General features: G+C 72.2%; 14 protein-coding genes. 10 read left to right on the top strand and 4 right to left on the bottom strand.

From position 1 onward, the window contains the following. Positions 1-136 precede the first annotated feature (136 nt). From ABZ842_RS08580 to ABZ842_RS08570, 3 genes are all read left to right on the top strand, one after another. Complete coding sequence (locus ABZ842_RS08580) at positions 137-2,143, top strand: protein kinase (RefSeq protein ID WP_361533869.1); 2,007 nt, start codon at positions 137-139, stop codon at positions 2,141-2,143. Between the two features lie 131 nt (positions 2,144-2,274). After that, complete coding sequence (locus ABZ842_RS08575) at positions 2,275-2,592, top strand: DUF5955 family protein (protein ID WP_361534346.1); 318 nt, start codon at positions 2,275-2,277, stop codon at positions 2,590-2,592. Positions 2,593-2,750: 158 nt separating this feature from the next. Beyond that, on the top strand, positions 2,751-3,440 hold the full coding sequence (locus ABZ842_RS08570) for an alpha/beta hydrolase (RefSeq protein ID WP_361533866.1): 690 nt from the start codon (positions 2,751-2,753) through the stop codon (positions 3,438-3,440). Between the two features lie 86 nt (positions 3,441-3,526). On the opposite strand, the gene ABZ842_RS08565 is transcribed toward ABZ842_RS08570, so the two are convergent. Beyond that, on the bottom strand, positions 3,527-4,330 hold the full coding sequence (locus tag ABZ842_RS08565) for an IclR family transcriptional regulator (protein ID WP_361533863.1): 804 nt from the start codon (positions 4,328-4,330) through the stop codon (positions 3,527-3,529). A 281-nt stretch (positions 4,331-4,611) separates the two neighbouring features. On the opposite strand from ABZ842_RS08565, the gene allB reads away from it, so the two are divergent. Then, positions 4,612-5,970 carry an allantoinase AllB gene (gene allB, locus ABZ842_RS08560; RefSeq protein WP_361533860.1) on the top strand — a complete coding sequence of 453 codons (1,359 nt, stop codon included), beginning with the start codon at positions 4,612-4,614 and terminating at the stop codon, positions 5,968-5,970. 4 nt (positions 5,971-5,974) lie between these two features. Beyond that, positions 5,975-7,183: an allantoicase gene (gene alc / locus ABZ842_RS08555; protein WP_361533857.1), complete on the top strand. Its 1,209-nt coding sequence runs from the start codon at positions 5,975-5,977 to the stop codon at positions 7,181-7,183. Between the two features lie 367 nt (positions 7,184-7,550). On the opposite strand, the gene ABZ842_RS08550 is transcribed toward alc, so the two are convergent. Beyond that, positions 7,551-7,934: a peptidase inhibitor family I36 protein gene (locus tag ABZ842_RS08550; protein ID WP_361533854.1), complete on the bottom strand. Its 384-nt coding sequence runs from the start codon at positions 7,932-7,934 to the stop codon at positions 7,551-7,553. A gap of 451 nt (positions 7,935-8,385) precedes the next feature. Then, the gene (locus tag ABZ842_RS08545) at positions 8,386-8,601 is read right to left on the bottom strand and encodes a hypothetical protein (protein ID WP_361533851.1); all 216 of its coding nucleotides are present in this window, start codon (positions 8,599-8,601) and stop codon (positions 8,386-8,388) included. A 145-nt stretch (positions 8,602-8,746) separates the two neighbouring features. Here ABZ842_RS08545 and ABZ842_RS08540 point away from each other — a divergent pair, with 145 nt between their 5' ends. The 3 genes from ABZ842_RS08540 to ABZ842_RS08530 all read left to right on the top strand — a co-directional run bounded on the left by ABZ842_RS08540 (position 8,747) and on the right by ABZ842_RS08530 (position 11,994). Further along, positions 8,747-10,000 carry a histidine kinase gene (locus ABZ842_RS08540; protein WP_361533848.1) on the top strand — a complete coding sequence of 418 codons (1,254 nt, stop codon included), beginning with the start codon at positions 8,747-8,749 and terminating at the stop codon, positions 9,998-10,000. Next, on the top strand, positions 9,997-10,689 hold the full coding sequence (locus ABZ842_RS08535) for a response regulator transcription factor (RefSeq protein WP_361533845.1): 693 nt from the start codon (positions 9,997-9,999) through the stop codon (positions 10,687-10,689). The genes ABZ842_RS08540 and ABZ842_RS08535 overlap by 4 nt, the downstream gene beginning before the upstream one ends. Before the next feature lie 108 nt (positions 10,690-10,797). Beyond that, positions 10,798-11,994 carry a cytochrome P450 gene (locus ABZ842_RS08530; RefSeq protein ID WP_361533842.1) on the top strand — a complete coding sequence of 399 codons (1,197 nt, stop codon included), beginning with the start codon at positions 10,798-10,800 and terminating at the stop codon, positions 11,992-11,994. 274 nt (positions 11,995-12,268) lie between these two features. Here ABZ842_RS08530 and ABZ842_RS08525 read toward each other — a convergent pair whose 3' ends face one another. Then, positions 12,269-13,276, bottom strand: coding sequence for a Gfo/Idh/MocA family oxidoreductase (locus tag ABZ842_RS08525; protein WP_361533839.1), 1,008 nt, complete (start codon positions 13,274-13,276; stop codon positions 12,269-12,271). 77 nt (positions 13,277-13,353) lie between these two features. Here ABZ842_RS08525 and ABZ842_RS08520 point away from each other — a divergent pair, with 77 nt between their 5' ends. Beyond that, complete coding sequence (locus ABZ842_RS08520) at positions 13,354-14,151, top strand: GntR family transcriptional regulator (protein ID WP_361533836.1); 798 nt, start codon at positions 13,354-13,356, stop codon at positions 14,149-14,151. Between the two features lie 151 nt (positions 14,152-14,302). Next, positions 14,303-15,301: a sugar ABC transporter substrate-binding protein gene (locus ABZ842_RS08515; RefSeq protein ID WP_361533833.1), complete on the top strand. Its 999-nt coding sequence runs from the start codon at positions 14,303-14,305 to the stop codon at positions 15,299-15,301. The last annotated feature ends 188 nt before the right edge of the window (positions 15,302-15,489 follow it).

Here is a 15,489-nt window from a genome sequence, read left to right as displayed (position 1 = left end):
GCGCGCCCCCCGCGCTACGAAAGCCCGCGTCATCTGCGTGGAGCCGGCCGGGTGACCTCGGATAGGGTGCACCCTCCGGTGCACGGGCCCGAGTCGCGGGCCGCCGTGGGAAGTTGGTCGTGGGGGACGCGGAAAGATGACTGGGCGAGCATCACAAGGGCAGCAGGGGCAGCAGGAGCCACGGGGGCACCGAGGCGAGCCGAAGACGGTCTTCCAGCCGCTCGGTGACGGAGATCCGCGGCACGTCGCCGGATACCGCATCGCCGCCCGGCTCGGCGCCGGCGGCATGGGCAAGGTCTATCTCTCCTACACGCCCGGCGGACGGCCCGTCGCCATCAAGGTGATCCGGCCCGACTTCGCCCAGGACGCCGAGTTCCGCCGCCGCTTCGCCCAGGAGGTGCACGCGGCGCAACGCGTCCAGGGGCTGTACACGGCGCCCGTCATCGACGCCGATCCGGACGCCGAACAGCCCTGGCTCGCCACGGCGTACGTCCCCGGGCCCTCCCTCGCCGACGCGGTCGCCCAGCACGGGAAGCTCCCCGTCGAGACGGTGCTGCTGCTGGTCGCCGGCGTCGCGGAGGCGCTCCAGGTCATCCACGGCGCGGGCATCGTCCACCGCGACCTCAAGCCGGCGAACGTGCTGCTCGCCGCCGACGGGCCGCGCGTCATCGACTTCGGCATCGCCCGGGCCGCCGACGCCACCTCGCTCACCAGCAGCGGGGTCACCATCGGGACGCCGTCCTTCATGGCGCCGGAGCAGGCCGCCGGCAGTACCGTCACCCCGGCCACCGACATCTTCGCCCTCGGCCTGGTCGCGGCGTACGCGTCGACCGGGCGCGCCGCCTTCGGCGAGGGCACCTCGCACGGCGTGCTGTACCGGATCGTGCACGAGCAGCCGGACCTCACGGACGTGCCGGACCAACTGGTCGACCTGGTGACCCGGTGCCTGGTCAAGGAGCCGGGGGAGCGGCCCCCCGTCGCCGAACTCCTCACGCTGTGTCAGAACGCCAGCGGGGAAACGGTCCTGCGCAGGCCCGAGGAGTGGCTGCCGAGCAGAGTCGCCGCCGAGATCGGCACCCGCAAGGCCGCTCCCGCGCCGCCGGTGGCTCCGCCGCCGGCCGCTGCTGCTGCCGGTGCGCCGGCCCAGGTGCCAGCGCCTCCCACCACGCCGCCGCTCACCCCGCCCGCTGCGCCGGCGCAGGCGCCGACGGCCGTGCCGCCGCAGCCGGCCGCGCCTCCGCCGCCCGCCGAGGCACCGCAGCCGACACCGTACGAGCCCACCGCCGCGTCGACGCCCACCACGCCGCCGCCCGGCTTCGGGCCGGCGCCGGCGTCCGCGTACGGCCATCCGCAGCCCCAGCCGGCCGGCCACCCGCAGCCGGGCACGCCCACGGTCCCCGGCACGCCCTACGGCGGCGCACCCGGTCAGCCGTACGGCACCGGCACCGGGCCCAACGCCCCCGTGCCGCCCGCGCCCCCGAAGAAGCGCGGCAAGGCCATCGCCCTCGCCGTCGCGGCGACGCTGGCCGTGGGGGCGCTCGCCGGCGGCGGCGCGTACCTCGCGCTCGCCGACGCCGACGCCGACAAGGGCAAGGACAAGGCCCAGACGCAGCAGTCCGACCCCGCCGACGCCACGGACCCCGCCGACGCGACGCCCGCCGACGAGCCTCCGTCCGCCACGGGCGGCCCCGGCGAGCCCGTCGACGACCAGTCCCCGCCCGCGGTGCCCGAAGAGCCCGTCGCCGACCCCGAACCCACGGACCACAACACCATCAACCTCGTCACCGGGTACCACCTCACCTTCGGCGACGATCCGCTCAAGCCCGTCAACGACGACTCCAGCTCCGACCTCTCCTACGACTGGGACCTCAGCAAGATCGACGTGAACAACGGCAGGCTGGTCCTCCTGCGCCCCGGGCAGAAGGCCGAACTGGCCACCTGTCGGAGTGAAACCCGCTATGCCCAGGACCTTGACCTGGAAGTGCTTCCCAAGGGCTCCAAGTTCTGCGTGCTGACGAACACCGGACACGTCGGCATCGCCACCTACCAGGGGAAATCTCCCGACTCCGACCCGAGCAAGTTCGTCACGGTCGACGTCCGGGTGTGGCTCAACGCCGTGGAAGTCGCCCAACCGACGTCCTGAATTCGGTCCGATTTCGGTCCGTGGAGTGGCGCGCCCGCCCCTGGATGGCGTTAACTTGCCCGCAACTCTGGGTGGTTGAGTATCGACTGAGAGTCGTCGAGACACCCGGGGGGCGGGTGAGGGGGATGAGTCTGTTGCGAAGCGTGGGGCAGACGCAGGTGACGGACAGCGGCGAGGACCCGAGGGTGTTGGGTCTTCAGGAGGCCGTGTCGCGAATGCGCCGGGAGTTGGCGGCGCACCCCAAGCAGTTCTCCGATCGGGAGGTGGCCGAGGACGAACTGGCAGTGCTGGCCGCGATGGCGGAGTGCGGCGATCCGGAGATCCCCCGGATGCGGCGCGCCCTGCTGCTGATCGCCGGTGCGATCGGCTCGCTGAGCGCGCTGGCGCCCGCGCTCCTCCAGGTGCGCAACGCGGTCGACATGTTCGGCGAGCTACCGCGCCAGAGGTAGCTCGCGTGCCGTGACGGCCGCGCGGCCACCTGCGCCGACGCTTTGCCGTACGTCCACCGCGCGCTGGGGTGCGCCTGCGGTGGCGGCTCGGTGTGCGCGGCTCTAGCGTGACGTGGCAGGGGGTGTCACCGACACGCAAGCGAGCCGAAGGTGTGAATATGACCGACAAGCCGACAATCGTGCTCGTGCACGGCTTCTGGGGCGGCGCCGCGCACTGGGGCAAGGCGATCCTCGAACTGAAGGGGCGCGGCTACGACAAGCTCCACGCCGTCGAGAACCCCCTGACCTCGCTCGCGGAGGACGCCGAGCGCACCCGGAAGATGGTCAAGCAGGTCGACGGTCCGGTGGTGCTGGTGGGCCACTCGTACGGCGGCGCGGTCATCACCGAGGCGGGAGACCTGCCGAACGTCACCGGGCTGGTCTACATCGCCGCGTTCGCGCCGGACGCCGGTGAGAGCCCGGGGCAGATCAGCCAGGAGCACCCGCCCGCCGCGTTCGAGAACATCGCTCCCGACTCCGACGGCTACCTCTGGATCAAGCAGGACAAGTTCCGGTGGAGCTTCGGGCAGGACCTGTCGGAGGACGAAGCACTCGTCATGGCGGTCACCCAGAAGGCCCCGCTCGCCTCGACCTTCGGCGACAACGTCACCGCGCCCGCGTGGCGCACCAAGCCGGTCTGGTACCAGGTGTCCACCGGTGACCGCATGATCGACCCGGACAACGAGCGCCGGATGGCCGCGCGGATGAACCCCCGCAAGACCATTGAACTCGACGCCAGCCACGCGTCGCTGGCGTCCCAGCCCAAGGCGGTCGTGGACCTCATCGAGGAAGCGGCCAACGGCGCCTAACGCGCCGCGCCCCCGCTCCGCCCGCACGCTCGCTGCCGCGCCCCCGTCGAACCGGGGCGCGGCAGTCGTACGCCCACGCCTACCGCCTACGCCCCGCCCGAGCCCGTGTCCGCAAGCGCCGCCGACAGGTCCCGCGCCACTTCCTGGAGGATCGGCACGATCCGCTCCGTCGCCTCCTCGGTCACCCGCCCGGCCGGCCCCGAGATCGAGATCGCCGCCGCCGTCGGGGAGTCGGGCACGGACACCGCGAGGCAGCGCACCCCGATCTCCTGTTCGTTGTCGTCGACGGCGTAGCCCGCGCTCCGCACCGACTCCAGGGCGGCCAGGAAGCCCTCCGGCGTGGTGATCGTCTTCTCCGTGGCCGCCGGCATCCCCGTCCGTGCCAGCAACGCCCGGACGTCCTGCGCGGGGAGGTCCGCGAGGAGCGCCTTGCCCACGCCCGTGGAGTGCGGCAGCACCCGCCGTCCCACCTCGGTGAACATCCGCATCGAGTGCTTGGACGGCACCTGCGCCACGTACACGACCTCGTCGCCGTCCAGCAGCGCCATGTTCGCCGTCTCGCCGGTCTCCTCGACCAGCCGCGCCAAGTACGGGCGGGCCCAGGTGCCGAGGAGGCGGGACGCGGACTCGCCGAGGCGGATCAGCCGGGGGCCCAGCGCATAGCGGCGGTTCGGCTGCTGACGTACGTATCCGCAGGCCACGAGGGTGCGCATCAGTCGGTGGATGGTGGGCAGGGGGAGCCCGCTGCTGCCGGACAACTCGCTGAGCCCGACCTCGCCCCCGGCGTCGGCCATTCTTTCGAGCAGATCGAAGGCGCGCTCCAGGGACTGCACTCCGCCGCTGTTCGCTGGTTTGGCGGCGTCGGTGGAACTGGCGCTGGACGTCGGCACGGGCGGCGGTCCTTTCGGGCGGACGGGCGAGTGAGCAGCCTACCGGTCCGCTGCTTTCCGCACATCGCCGCTGGCCTCGGGTCTTCCCCGGTCAACGGCGGTCGGAAGGGGGCTCGGGAGCCCTTCTCGGGCGACCTCTTCGACCCCCATGGCCTTCTGCTCTGCGGAAGTTCTGCTCCATAAGGCGGAAGCTCTGCCCTCTTGACGGGTCTCGATCGAGGTGGCGAAGATTCGTTCGACGACTCTTCAACAGTTCGTTGAATTCTCGGATGGGGTGGCGGATGTCGAACGTGGACCCGAACGGCCCGGACCGGGGGCGGCGCCGGGCGCTCCGCTCGACCCGGGTCAGCCTCCCCGGCGGCAGCAGGCCCGCGCTCGTCACCGTCACGGACGGCAGGATCGACGCCGTGCTGCCCCACGACGCGCCCGTACCGACCGGCGCCCGAATGACGGACCTCGGTGACGACGCGCTGCTGCCCGGCCTCGTCGACACCCACGTCCACGTGAACGACCCCGGGCGCAGCGAGTGGGAGGGCTTTTGGACCGCGACCCGAGCCGCCGCGGCCGGGGGCGTCACCACCCTGCTCGACATGCCGCTGAACTCGTTGCCGCCCACCACCACGGTGGCGCACCTGCGCACCAAACGGGACGTCGCGCGGGCCAAGGCGCACGTGGACACCGGCTTCTGGGGCGGTGCGATACCCGACAACGCCGCGGACCTGCGACCGCTGCACGACGCCGGCGTCTTCGGCTTCAAGTGCTTCCTGTCGCCCTCGGGCGTCGAGGAGTTCCCCGCACTCGACGACGCCGCACTCTCCCGCGCCATGGCCGACACGGCCGCCTTCGACGGGCTGCTGATCGTGCACGCCGAGGACCCCGGCCGGCTGACGGAGCCGCAGCCCGGGCCCCGTTACGCCGACTTCCTCGCCTCCCGGCCGCGCGACGCCGAGAACACCGCCGTCGCCCGGCTGATCGCCCACGCCCGCAGGCTGGACGCCCGCGTCCACGTACTGCACCTGTCGTCCGCCGACGCGCTGCCGCTGATCGCGCGGGCCAAGGCCGACGGCGTGCGGATCACCGTCGAGACCTGTCCGCACTTCCTCACCCTCACCGCCGAGGAGGTTCCCGACGGGGCGACCGAGTTCAAGTGCTGCCCGCCGATCCGCGAGGCCGCGAACCGGGACGCCCTGTGGGCCGGGCTCGCCGACGGCACCGTGGACTGCATCGTCTCCGACCACTCCCCGTGCACGGGCGACTTGAAGACCGCGGACTTCGCCTCCGCCTGGGGCGGCATCTCCTCCCTCCAACTCGGCCTGCCCGCCGTGTGGAGCGAGGCGCGCCGGCGCGGACACGCGCTGGACGACGTCGTCCGCTGGATGTCCACGGGCCCCGCCCGCCTCGCCGGGCTGACCCGCAAGGGCGCCATAGAGCCGGGCCGGGACGCCGACTTCGCCGTCCTCGCGCCCGAGGAGACCTTCACCGTCGATCCGGCCCGGCTGCACCACCGCAACCGGGTCACGGCGTACGCGGGCCGCACCCTCCACGGAGTCGTCCGCTCCAGTTGGCTGCGAGGTGAACGCATCGCGACCGACGGGACGGTGGCCGGGCCGACCGGCCGACTACTCGAAAGGAACGACTGACCCCATGACCCAGCCGAACGCGGTCCCCTCCCCGCACACGTCCGCCGGGGCCTCCCTCCCGACGTTCACGGGCGCCGCCCGTCCGTATGCGGGCGGCGACCCCTACGCCGACTACCGCACCGCCGACTTCCCCTTCGCCCACGGAACGGACCTCGCCGACCGGCGGCTGGGCGCCGGGGTCGTCGCCGCCAACGACGAGTTCTTCGCCCACCGCGAGAACCTGCTGAAGCCGGGCCCCGCCGAGTTCGACCCCGAGCGCTTCGGCCACAAGGGCAAGATCATGGACGGCTGGGAGACCCGGCGCCGGCGCGGGAGCTCGCGGGAGCGGCCCCACCCCGCGGACGGCGACCACGACTGGGCCCTGGTCCGCCTCGGCGCACCCGGAGTGATACGCGGCGTCGTCGTCGACACCGCCCACTTCCGCGGCAACCACCCGCAGTCCGTGTCGATCGAGGCCGCCGCCGTGGCCGGCTCGCCCTCGCCCGCGGAACTCCTCGCCGACGACGTCGAGTGGACGGTGCTCGTACCCCGCACTCCCGTCGGCGGCCACGCGGCCAACGGCTTCGCGGTCGCGACCGAACGGCGCTTCACGCACCTGCGGGTCAACCAGCACCCCGACGGGGGCATCGCCCGGCTGCGGGTGTACGGGGACGTCGCGCCCGACCCCGGTTGGCTCGCCGCCCTCGGCACCTTCGACCTCGCGGCGCTGGAGAACGGCGGCCGGGTCGAGGACGCGTCCGACCGCTTCTATTCGCCGGCCACCAACACCATCCGACCCGGGCGCTCGCACAAGATGGACGACGGCTGGGAGACCCGCCGCCGCCGCGACCGGGGCAACGACTGGATCAGCTACCGGCTCGTCGAACAGGCCGAGATCCGCGCCGTCGAGATCGACACCGCTTACCTCCTGGGCAACAGCGCCGGCTGGGCGTCGCTCTCCGTACGCCAGGACGACGACGGCAGCGACAACAGCCATGGCAGCGACGCTCGCGGTGTCGGCGTTTCGATGTGGACCGAGGTGCTGCCGCGCACCCGCCTGCAGCCCGACACCAACCACCGCTTCGTGCTGGCCGCCCCCGTCGTCGGCCGTGACGTGCGCATCGACATCTATCCCGACGGCGGCATCTCCCGACTGCGGGTCTTCGGCAGCCTCACCGCCCGGGGCGCGGCCCGTCTCAGCGCCCGCCACCAGAAGTTGGGCACCCCTGATTAGCGGTGTGGGGAACTGTGCGACAAGGACTCACCGGCCGGTGGAGACCAATGCCCCCGCGGGGTTACGGCGTACGGTTTTCCTTCGGGGTGCCGACGGCTTCTCCAGCCGCCGGCGTAGGTGCACGGCAGTGTTGCCGTCAGCCGGTTCGCGGTGGCATTCGCAGCACACAACGGCCGGAACTCAACCGTCATTTGTCCCGCATTGCCGTCGCGCCTTTCCCGTATTGCCTTTTCGCTCGTCGCTTTCTTCGTTCCGGCCCGCCACGGGAAAGTTCCGGCCCGCCACGGGAAAGCCGGAAGAAGCGCCGACACGTGCGGAAGGCCGCGGCGGTCCTTGCGGGCCGCCGCGGCCTTCCGTCAGTCGACGATCAGCAGGTTCGCCAGGACGTGATGCGGTCGTTGGCGTGCGCTCCGATGTTGGGGCGCCACTCGCCGGGGCCCACGCTCGCGAGGAGCTCGCCCCGGTAGCTTGAGTGGTCGTAGAAGCAGATCCGTGACCTGGTGAGGTTCCCCAGGGAGGTCGTGCGGTCGTTCATCGTCGTTCCCACGTTGGGGACGTTGGCGCCGCCGGCCAGGAACGCGCCGTTGTAGTTGCTGTGGTCCCACACGCACACGGAGTTGGTGGTGCAGTCGCGCCAGTCGGCGGGCGCGGCGGGCGCTGCGTTCGCCGGCGCTGCGCCGGTCATGGCCAGGGTGCCCGTCAGACAGGCCCCGGCGAGCACGCCGGCCACGGTGGTCCTCTTCGACTTCATCAAAGTTGCCTTTCCCTCGCTGGTCGATGTGCCGCCGGGGGGAGCGGGAGGCCCCGCACCGCCCGGCGGCGCGCTTCAGCCTTGCTGACCATTGGTCAAAAGGATTCCTGAATAGCTCTGTTCGCGAGGAGAGCTGGACACGGCGGAAAGGAGCCGCCGTGCTCATCCCCCATCTACTGCTGCGTGCCCCCGGATGCGGTGCGGCACGGATGGTTCGGCTTTCTTCTGGCCGTCTGAATGGTGGTCAGGCATTCGGGCGGCGCGAGAAGGACGGTACGTGGAATGCGAGTTCGCTGTCCAGCGTCGGGTGAGGGAATTGGTCATGCCTGCTGGATTCGCGTTTCAGCTGATTCTCGTGGTGTATTTTGGCGTTGTGACCGACTCGGCCGGCTCGACTCACTCGACGCACGCGACGACTCGCGCGACGACCCACTCGACCGGGTCGACAGGCTCATCGGCTGCGGCTCTCCGCGATCATCACCGTCACGAAGCCGACGACCGCGATCACGGCATTGGTGAGCGCCGCGTGGTCCTGGAGGAAGGACACGTTCTCCGTGAGCAGCCGGGTGGCCCCGAGGAAGGGGAACCACCCCGTCAGCTCGCGGACGACGCCGGCGGCGCCGAAGAGCAGCAGCAGCCCGCCGACGGTTTCGAGGAGTTTCTTCATGTCACCGATGGTGATCCCGGCCGCCACCGCCCCGCGTCCGCCCTCCGGCTGCGGCGGACCGCCGAAAGTCTCGGCTTGCGCGACTTTGGTAGCCGTCCGCGGCCGACGGCGGGTGGACCGCCCCCCACCTGCGTAACTTTGTTCCATGACGCGTACGGAATACCCCTGGCTGCTTCCCTCGGCCATGGCCGCGGACCCGGAGCTCCACGATCCGCAGCTGGCAGGGGAGCGGCGCGTACGGACGACCGCCAAGGGCCGGCCGCGGCGCACCGTGCGCGACTGGGTCGTGGACCTGGTCGCGTTCCTGTTCGTCGCGCTGATCGGGATGGTCGTCATCGACACCAGCCGGCGGATCAACGGGGACGTCGGCGCCGTCCGCTTCGACGAGGTCGTGGGCTTCGTGAGCTGCTTCGCGATCTGGGCGCGGCGGCGCTGGCCGGTGCAGCTCGCGGCCGTGCTGTGCGTGGTCTCGGTGGCCTCGCCGGCCGCCGCGGGCGCCCTGCTGGTCTCTCTGTTCAGCCTCGCCGTGCACCGCCCCTTCAAGCCCGTCGCGATCGTCGGGGTGCTCGGGATCGCCCTCGGGGTCGTCCAGCCGTTCGTCCGCCCCGACCCGGAGACCACCACCCTCACCTCGATCGTCGCCGGCACCCTCGTCGTCCTGCTGGTGATCGGCTGGGGCCTGCTCGTACGCTCCCAGCGGCAGCTGTACGTAGCCCTGCGCGAACGGGCCCGCCGCGCCGAGACCGAGGCGGAGCTGCGCGCCGAGCAGGCGCAGCGGCTGGCCAGGGAAGCCATCGCCCGCGAGATGCACGACGTGCTCGCCCATCGGCTGACCCTGCTCAGCGTGCACGCGGGCGCCCTGGAGTTCCGCCCCGACGCGCCGCCCGCCGAGGTCGCCCGGGCGGCCGGGGTGATCCGCGACAGCGCGCACGAAGCGCTCCAGGACCTGCGGGAGATCATCGGCGTGCTGCGCGCACCGGGCGAGGGCGAGTACGGCGACCGTCCGCAGCCGACCCTCGCCACCCTGGACGCCCTGGTCGACGAGTCCCGCGAGGCGGGCATGAAGGTCGTCCTCGACAACGGCGTCCAGGAGCCGGCCCGGATGCCCGCCGCGATCGGCCGCACCGTGTACCGGATCGCCCAGGAGGGTCTGACCAACGCCCGCAAGCACGCCCCCGGCGCCGAGGTCACGGTCGCGGTCGAGGGCAGACCGGGCGACGGCGTCGTCGTACGGGTCGACAATCCGGCGCCCGAGGACGAGGTCGAGCCGGTGCCCGGCTCCGGGCAGGGGCTGATCGGGCTGCGGGAGCGGGCCACGCTCGCCGGCGGCAGTCTGGAGCACGGGGCGACGGGGGACGGCGGATTCCACGTGCGCGCCTGGCTACCGTGGGCGGCATGACTATCCGGCTGCTCGTCGTCGACGACGACCCCCTCGTCCGTGCGGGACTCTCCTTCATGCTCGGCGGCGCCGACGACCTGGAGATCGTGGGGGAGGGGGCCGACGGCTCCGAGGTGCCCGCCCTGGTGGCCCGGCTCGCCCCCGACGTGGTGCTGATGGACATCCGGATGCCGCAGGTCGACGGGCTCACCGCAACGGAGGAGCTACGGCGCCGCCCCGACGCCCCCGAGGTCGTCGTCCTCACCACCTTCCACGCCGACGAGCAGGTGCTGCGGGCGCTGCGGGCCGGCGCGGCCGGCTTCGTGTTGAAGGACACCGCGCCCGCGGAGATCGTGGCCGCGGTGCGTCGGGTGGCCGCCGGCGACCCGGTGCTGTCGCCCGCGGTGACCAGGCAGTTGATGACCCACGTCGCCGACGGGGCGGACCCCGCGACCGGGTCCCGAGACCCGCGCCGCACGGCGGCGGCCACCAAGGTGGCGGGCCTCGCGGAGCGGGAGCGGGAAGTCGCCGTCGCGGTCGGCCGCGGCAACTCGAACGCGGAGATCGCCGCCACGCTCTACATGAGCGTCCCCACGGTGAAGACCCACGTCTCCCGCATCCTGGCCAAGCTCGCCCTCAACAACCGCGTCCAGATCGCCCTGCTCGTCCACGACGCCGGCCTCCTGGACGACGACGACCCACATACCTGACGGGTGCTCAGGCCGAGAGCTGACGGGGGGTCATCATCTCGGCCACCAGGGGCCGGACCCCGCCCCGGCCCTGTTTTCGACGTCCGCACGGCGACGTAGCCTGACCCGATGACCACCACCCTCGACCTGACGGAGCTGCCGGGCTTCCGGGAAGACCCCTATCCGTACTACGCGAAGCTGCGCGCCAGCGGTCCCGTGCACCGCGTGTGCAACGCCTTACGACCCGTCGGCGACCCCAACGGCCACTTCTGGCTGATCGTCGGCCACGAGGAGGCCCGCGCCGCCCTCGTCGACCAGCGCCTCAGCAAGAACCCCCAGGTCGCCGGGTTCTCCGCGTCGGACACGGAGATCATCGGGCCGAGCCTGCTGCAGCGCGACCCGCCCCACCACACCCGGCTGCGCAAGCTGGTGTCCCGCGAGTTCACCCCGGGCCGCATGCAGCAACTGGCGCCCCGTGTCCAGGAGATCACCGACGAACTCCTCGACGCCATGGTCCCGGCCGGTCGCGCCGACCTCGTGAAGGACTTCGCCTTCCCGCTGCCCATCACGGTGATATGCGAACTGCTCGGCGTGCCGATCACCGACCGCGAATCCTTCCGCGAGCTGTCCAACGAACTCGTCGCCCCGACCGACCTCGGCAAGCGCGAGGGCGCCCTGCGCTACTTCGGCGGCTACCTCGACGACCTCATAGCGGACAAGCGGTCCAACGGCGGCTCCGACGACCTGCTCTCCGCGCTGATCCGCACCCGGGACGAGGGTGACGACCACCTCACCGGCCCCGAACTGCGCGCCCTCGCCCATCTGCTGCTGATCGCCGGCCACGAGACCACGGTCAACCTGATCGTCAACGGCGTCCGCGCCCTGCTCGCCCACCCCGAGCAACTCGCCGAGCTGCGCGCCGACTTCTCCCTCCTGGACGGCGCGATCGAGGAGGTGCTGCGTTACGACGGCCCGGTGGAGAGCGCGACGTACCGCTTCACCGCCGAGCCCGTGGAGATCGCCGGCACGGTGATCCCCGCGGGCGAGATGGTGATCGTGGGCCTCGGCCCGGCCGACCGCGACCCGACCCGCTTCCCCGACGCGGACCGCTTCGACATCCACCGCGACGCCCGCGGCCACATCGCCTTCGGGCACGGCATCCACTTCTGCATCGGCGCGCCACTGGCCAGGCTGGAGGCCCGCATCGCGCTGAAGACGCTGCTCACCCGCTGCCCCGAACTGGCCGTCGACCCGTCGGCGGGACCGCTGGAATGGCTACCGGGCCTGCTGATCCGAGGCGTACGCAGCCTCCCGGTGCGCTGGTAGGAACGCGCCCTCGCCGTGCGGCGGGCTGCGGTGTGGCGTCTGCGGCCTGTCTGTGGCTGTTCGCGCATTCCCGCGCCCCTGTTGTGCTTCCCCCGTCAGTTGTCTGCGGGCTGGGGGTGGAGGTGTTTGGGGCGCTGGGGTTCCCCCCGTGCCCGCAGGGCACGGGGCGGAACTGCGCGACAAGCCACCCACCGGCCGGTGGGGACCAACGCGCCCGCAGGGAAGCGGCGGATGCGTCCGGAGGCGCAGGGCCACGCGGGGCCGTACGGGCGCGCTAGGCGTCCGTGGCGATCTCGGTGAGGCGCACCGCGCGCCGCTCCCGGCGGGAGAGCTCGCACGCCTCGGCGATCCGCAGCGCCGCCAGCGCCTCCCGCCCGTCGCACGGGTTCTCCCGCTCGCCGCGCACCAGCTCGACGAAGGCGCCCAGCTCCGCCTCGTACGCGGGGGCGAACCGCTCCAGGAAGCCGGGCCACGGCCGCGGGGCGCGCGGCGGGCCCTGCGGCTCGGTGGAGGTCAGCGGGGTGCGCTCGTCGAGCCCGACCGCGACCTGGTCCAGCTCCCCGGACAGCTCCATCCGCACGTCGTACCCCGCGCCGTTGCAGCGGGTGGCGGTCGCCGTCGCCAGCGTGCCGTCGTCCAGGGTGAGCAGCACCGCCGCCGTGTCCACGTCGCCCGCCTCGCGGAACATCGAGGGCCCGGCGTCCGACCCGAGCGCGTACACCTCGACCACCTCGCGGCCGGTGACCCAGCGCAGCACGTCGAAGTCGTGCACCAGGCAGTCCCGGTACAGACCGCCCGACAGCGGCAGATATGCGGCGGGCGGCGGCGCCGGGTCGGAGGTGATCGCCCGTACGGTGTGCAGCCGACCCAGCCGGCCCGAGCGCACCGCCTCCCGGGCGGCGCCGTACCCGGCGTCGAAGCGGCGCATGAAGCCGAGCTGCAACTCGGTGCCCGCCTCCTCCACCGCCCGCAGCGCCTCCAGCGTCTTCGGCAGGTCCAGTGCGATCGGTTTCTCGCAGAAGGCCGGCAGGCCCGCGCGGGCCGCGCGGCCGATCAGCTCTGCGTGGGACGAGGTCGCCGAGGCGATCACCACCGCGTCCACGCCCCAGCTGAAGACCTCGTGGACGCCGGGCGCGGCCGTCGCCCCGACCTGCTCGGCCACCGCCGCCGCCCGAGCGGTGTCCGCGTCCGCGACGACCAGCGAGCCGACCTCCCGGTGGCGGCTGAGCACGCCCGCGTGAAACGTCCCGATGCGTCCCGTACCGATCAATCCGATGCGCATGCGCCCAAAATGGAGTCCGGCCGCCACCGCTGTCAAGACTTTGTCATGACAACCGGACTTCACGACTTCCCGTCAACATGAGAGCGCACTACGCTCGCTCCGTGTCCAAGCAGCCCAAACCAGAGACCGACCCGTCGGTGTCGCTCCAGCTGAGCGTGGACCGCACCAGCCCGGTCCCGCTCTACTACCAGCTGTCCCAGCAGCTGGAGGCGGCCATCGAGCGGGGCGCCCTGACCCCCGGCAGCCTGCTCGGCAACGAGATCGAGCTCGCCGGCCGGCTCGGCCTGTCCCGCCCCACCGTGCGCCAGGCGATCCAGTCCCTGGTCGACAAGGGACTGCTGGTGCGACGCCGCGGCGTGGGCACCCAGGTGGTGCACAGCCAGGTCAAACGCCCGCTGGAGCTGAGCAGCCTCTACGACGACCTGGAGGCGGCCGGCCAGCGGCCCGCCACCGTCGTGCTGCGCAACGCCGTGGAGCCGGCCGGCGCCCGCGTCGCCGCGGCCCTCGGCGTCGCGGAAGCCGCAGAGGTCCAGGCCGTCGAGCGGCTGCGGTACGCCCACGGGGAGCCCATGGCGCTGCTCACCAACCACCTGCCCGCCGACCTGCTCGCGTACGACACCGAACGCCTGGAGGCCACCGGCCTCTACCGGCTGATGCGCGCGGCCGGCATCACCCTCCACAGCGCCCGCCAGTCGGTGGGTGCCCGCGCCGCCACCGCGGCCGAGGCGGAACTGCTGGGCGAGGCGCCGGGCGCACCGCTGCTCACCATGGAGCGCACCACCTTCGACGACACCGGCCGGGCCGTCGAGCACGGCTCCCACATCTACCGCGCCTCGCGCTACGCCTTCGAGTTCCAGCTCCTGGTGCGCCCCTGAGGGCGCCGCCCGGGCACGCTCCCCGACCTCCGCACGGGTGAAATGTCAGGCGCGTAAGAATGTTCGGACAAAGTATTGACGGGGCCGTGTCACCGCCGTAGAAACTCACCCAGCCGCCAACCGGGCGGCCGGGAGTGAAGGCGGACCCACCATGCGAACCCACCGCACGGCAACAGCCCTGCTCGCCGCGTGCGCCCTGGTCCTTGCCGCCGGGTGCAGCAGCTCCGGAGGCAAGGAGGCCAAGGACTCCACGGGCGCGGACGGCGGGAAGGGCCGCGCGGCCGACACCCCCCGGATGAAGGTCGCCATGGTCACCCACTCCGGCGAGGGCGACACCTTCTGGGACATCGTCCAAAAGGGCGCCAAGGTGGCGGCGGCGAAGGACAACGTCGAGTTCCTGTACGCCGCCAACAAGGAGGGCAAGGAGCAGGCCCAGCTCGTCCAGTCCTACATCGACCAGAAGGTCGACGGGATCGTCGTCACCCTCGCCAAGCCGGAAGCCGTCCGGGACGTCGTCAAGAAGGCGGTGGCCGCCGGCATACCCGTCGTCACGATCAACTCCGGCGGCGAGTTCTCCCGGGCCCTCGGCGCCCTCACCCACATCGGCCAGGACGAGTCCGTCGCCGGCGAAGCCGTCGGCGAGGAGCTGAACGCACGGGGGAAGAAGAAGGCCGTCTGCGTCATCCACGAACAGGGCAACGTCTCCCACGAAGCCCGCTGCGCCGGGGTGAAGAAGAGCTTCAAGGGCACCGTGGAGAACCTCAACGTCGAAGGCACCAACATGCCCGCCTCCACCTCCACCATCCAGGCGAAGCTCCAGGCCACCGGGGACGTCGACGCCGTCGTCACCCTCGGCGCGCCGTTCGCCGCCGCGTCCGTGCAGGCCAAGAAGGGCGCGAAGGCCTCGGCGGAGGTCAACACCTTCGACCTCAACGCCGACGTCGTCAAACAGCTCAAGGCCGGCGAGATCGGCTTCGCCGTCGACCAGCAGCCCTACCTCCAGGGCTACCTCGCGGTCGACGAACTCTGGCTCAACAAGGTCAACCGCAACGTCGTCGGCGGCGGCAAGCCCGTGCTGACCGGGCCCGCCCTGGTCCGCCAGAAGGACGCCGACGCCCTCGCGGACCTCACCGCCGACGGCACCCGATGACCGCGCCGGGAGCGCCCCCGGTGACCACCCCGGCGTACCCGATGCCCACCCGCCCACCTGCCGTGACCCATACTTGGGCGGCTGGGGCGCAACATCTGGCCCCCGGGCCGCCCCGCCGGGCGCGGCACAGCGCAGGGCTAGCAGCAGTACGGCAAGAAGGGCACGGCGTCGTGGCAAGGGCAAGGACA

This window comes from Streptomyces sp. NPDC047315, from assembly GCF_040643215.1.
Classification (GTDB): domain Bacteria; phylum Actinomycetota; class Actinomycetes; order Streptomycetales; family Streptomycetaceae; genus Streptomyces.
Note: the sequence above shows the minus strand (reverse complement) of the source record. Positions and strands in the feature narration are given on the sequence as shown.

Excerpts from the sequence above, each read along its gene's own strand:
- ABZ842_RS08580 (WP_361533869.1), top strand. The coding sequence starts at position 137 with ATGACTGGGCGAGCATCACAAGGGCAGCAGGGGCAGCAGGAGCCACGG.
- ABZ842_RS08570 (WP_361533866.1), top strand. The coding sequence starts at position 2,751 with ATGACCGACAAGCCGACAATCGTGCTCGTGCACGGCTTCTGGGGCGGC.
- allB (WP_361533860.1), top strand. The coding sequence starts at position 4,612 with ATGTCGAACGTGGACCCGAACGGCCCGGACCGGGGGCGGCGCCGGGCG.
- alc (WP_361533857.1), top strand. The coding sequence starts at position 5,975 with ATGACCCAGCCGAACGCGGTCCCCTCCCCGCACACGTCCGCCGGGGCC.
- ABZ842_RS08550 (WP_361533854.1), bottom strand. The coding sequence starts at position 7,934 with ATGAAGTCGAAGAGGACCACCGTGGCCGGCGTGCTCGCCGGGGCCTGT.
- ABZ842_RS08545 (WP_361533851.1), bottom strand. The coding sequence starts at position 8,601 with ATGAAGAAACTCCTCGAAACCGTCGGCGGGCTGCTGCTGCTCTTCGGC.
- ABZ842_RS08540 (WP_361533848.1), top strand. The coding sequence starts at position 8,747 with ATGACGCGTACGGAATACCCCTGGCTGCTTCCCTCGGCCATGGCCGCG.
- ABZ842_RS08535 (WP_361533845.1), top strand. The coding sequence starts at position 9,997 with ATGACTATCCGGCTGCTCGTCGTCGACGACGACCCCCTCGTCCGTGCG.
- ABZ842_RS08530 (WP_361533842.1), top strand. The coding sequence starts at position 10,798 with ATGACCACCACCCTCGACCTGACGGAGCTGCCGGGCTTCCGGGAAGAC.
- ABZ842_RS08525 (WP_361533839.1), bottom strand. The coding sequence starts at position 13,276 with ATGCGCATCGGATTGATCGGTACGGGACGCATCGGGACGTTTCACGCG.
- ABZ842_RS08520 (WP_361533836.1), top strand. The coding sequence starts at position 13,354 with ATGAGAGCGCACTACGCTCGCTCCGTGTCCAAGCAGCCCAAACCAGAG.
- ABZ842_RS08515 (WP_361533833.1), top strand. The coding sequence starts at position 14,303 with ATGCGAACCCACCGCACGGCAACAGCCCTGCTCGCCGCGTGCGCCCTG.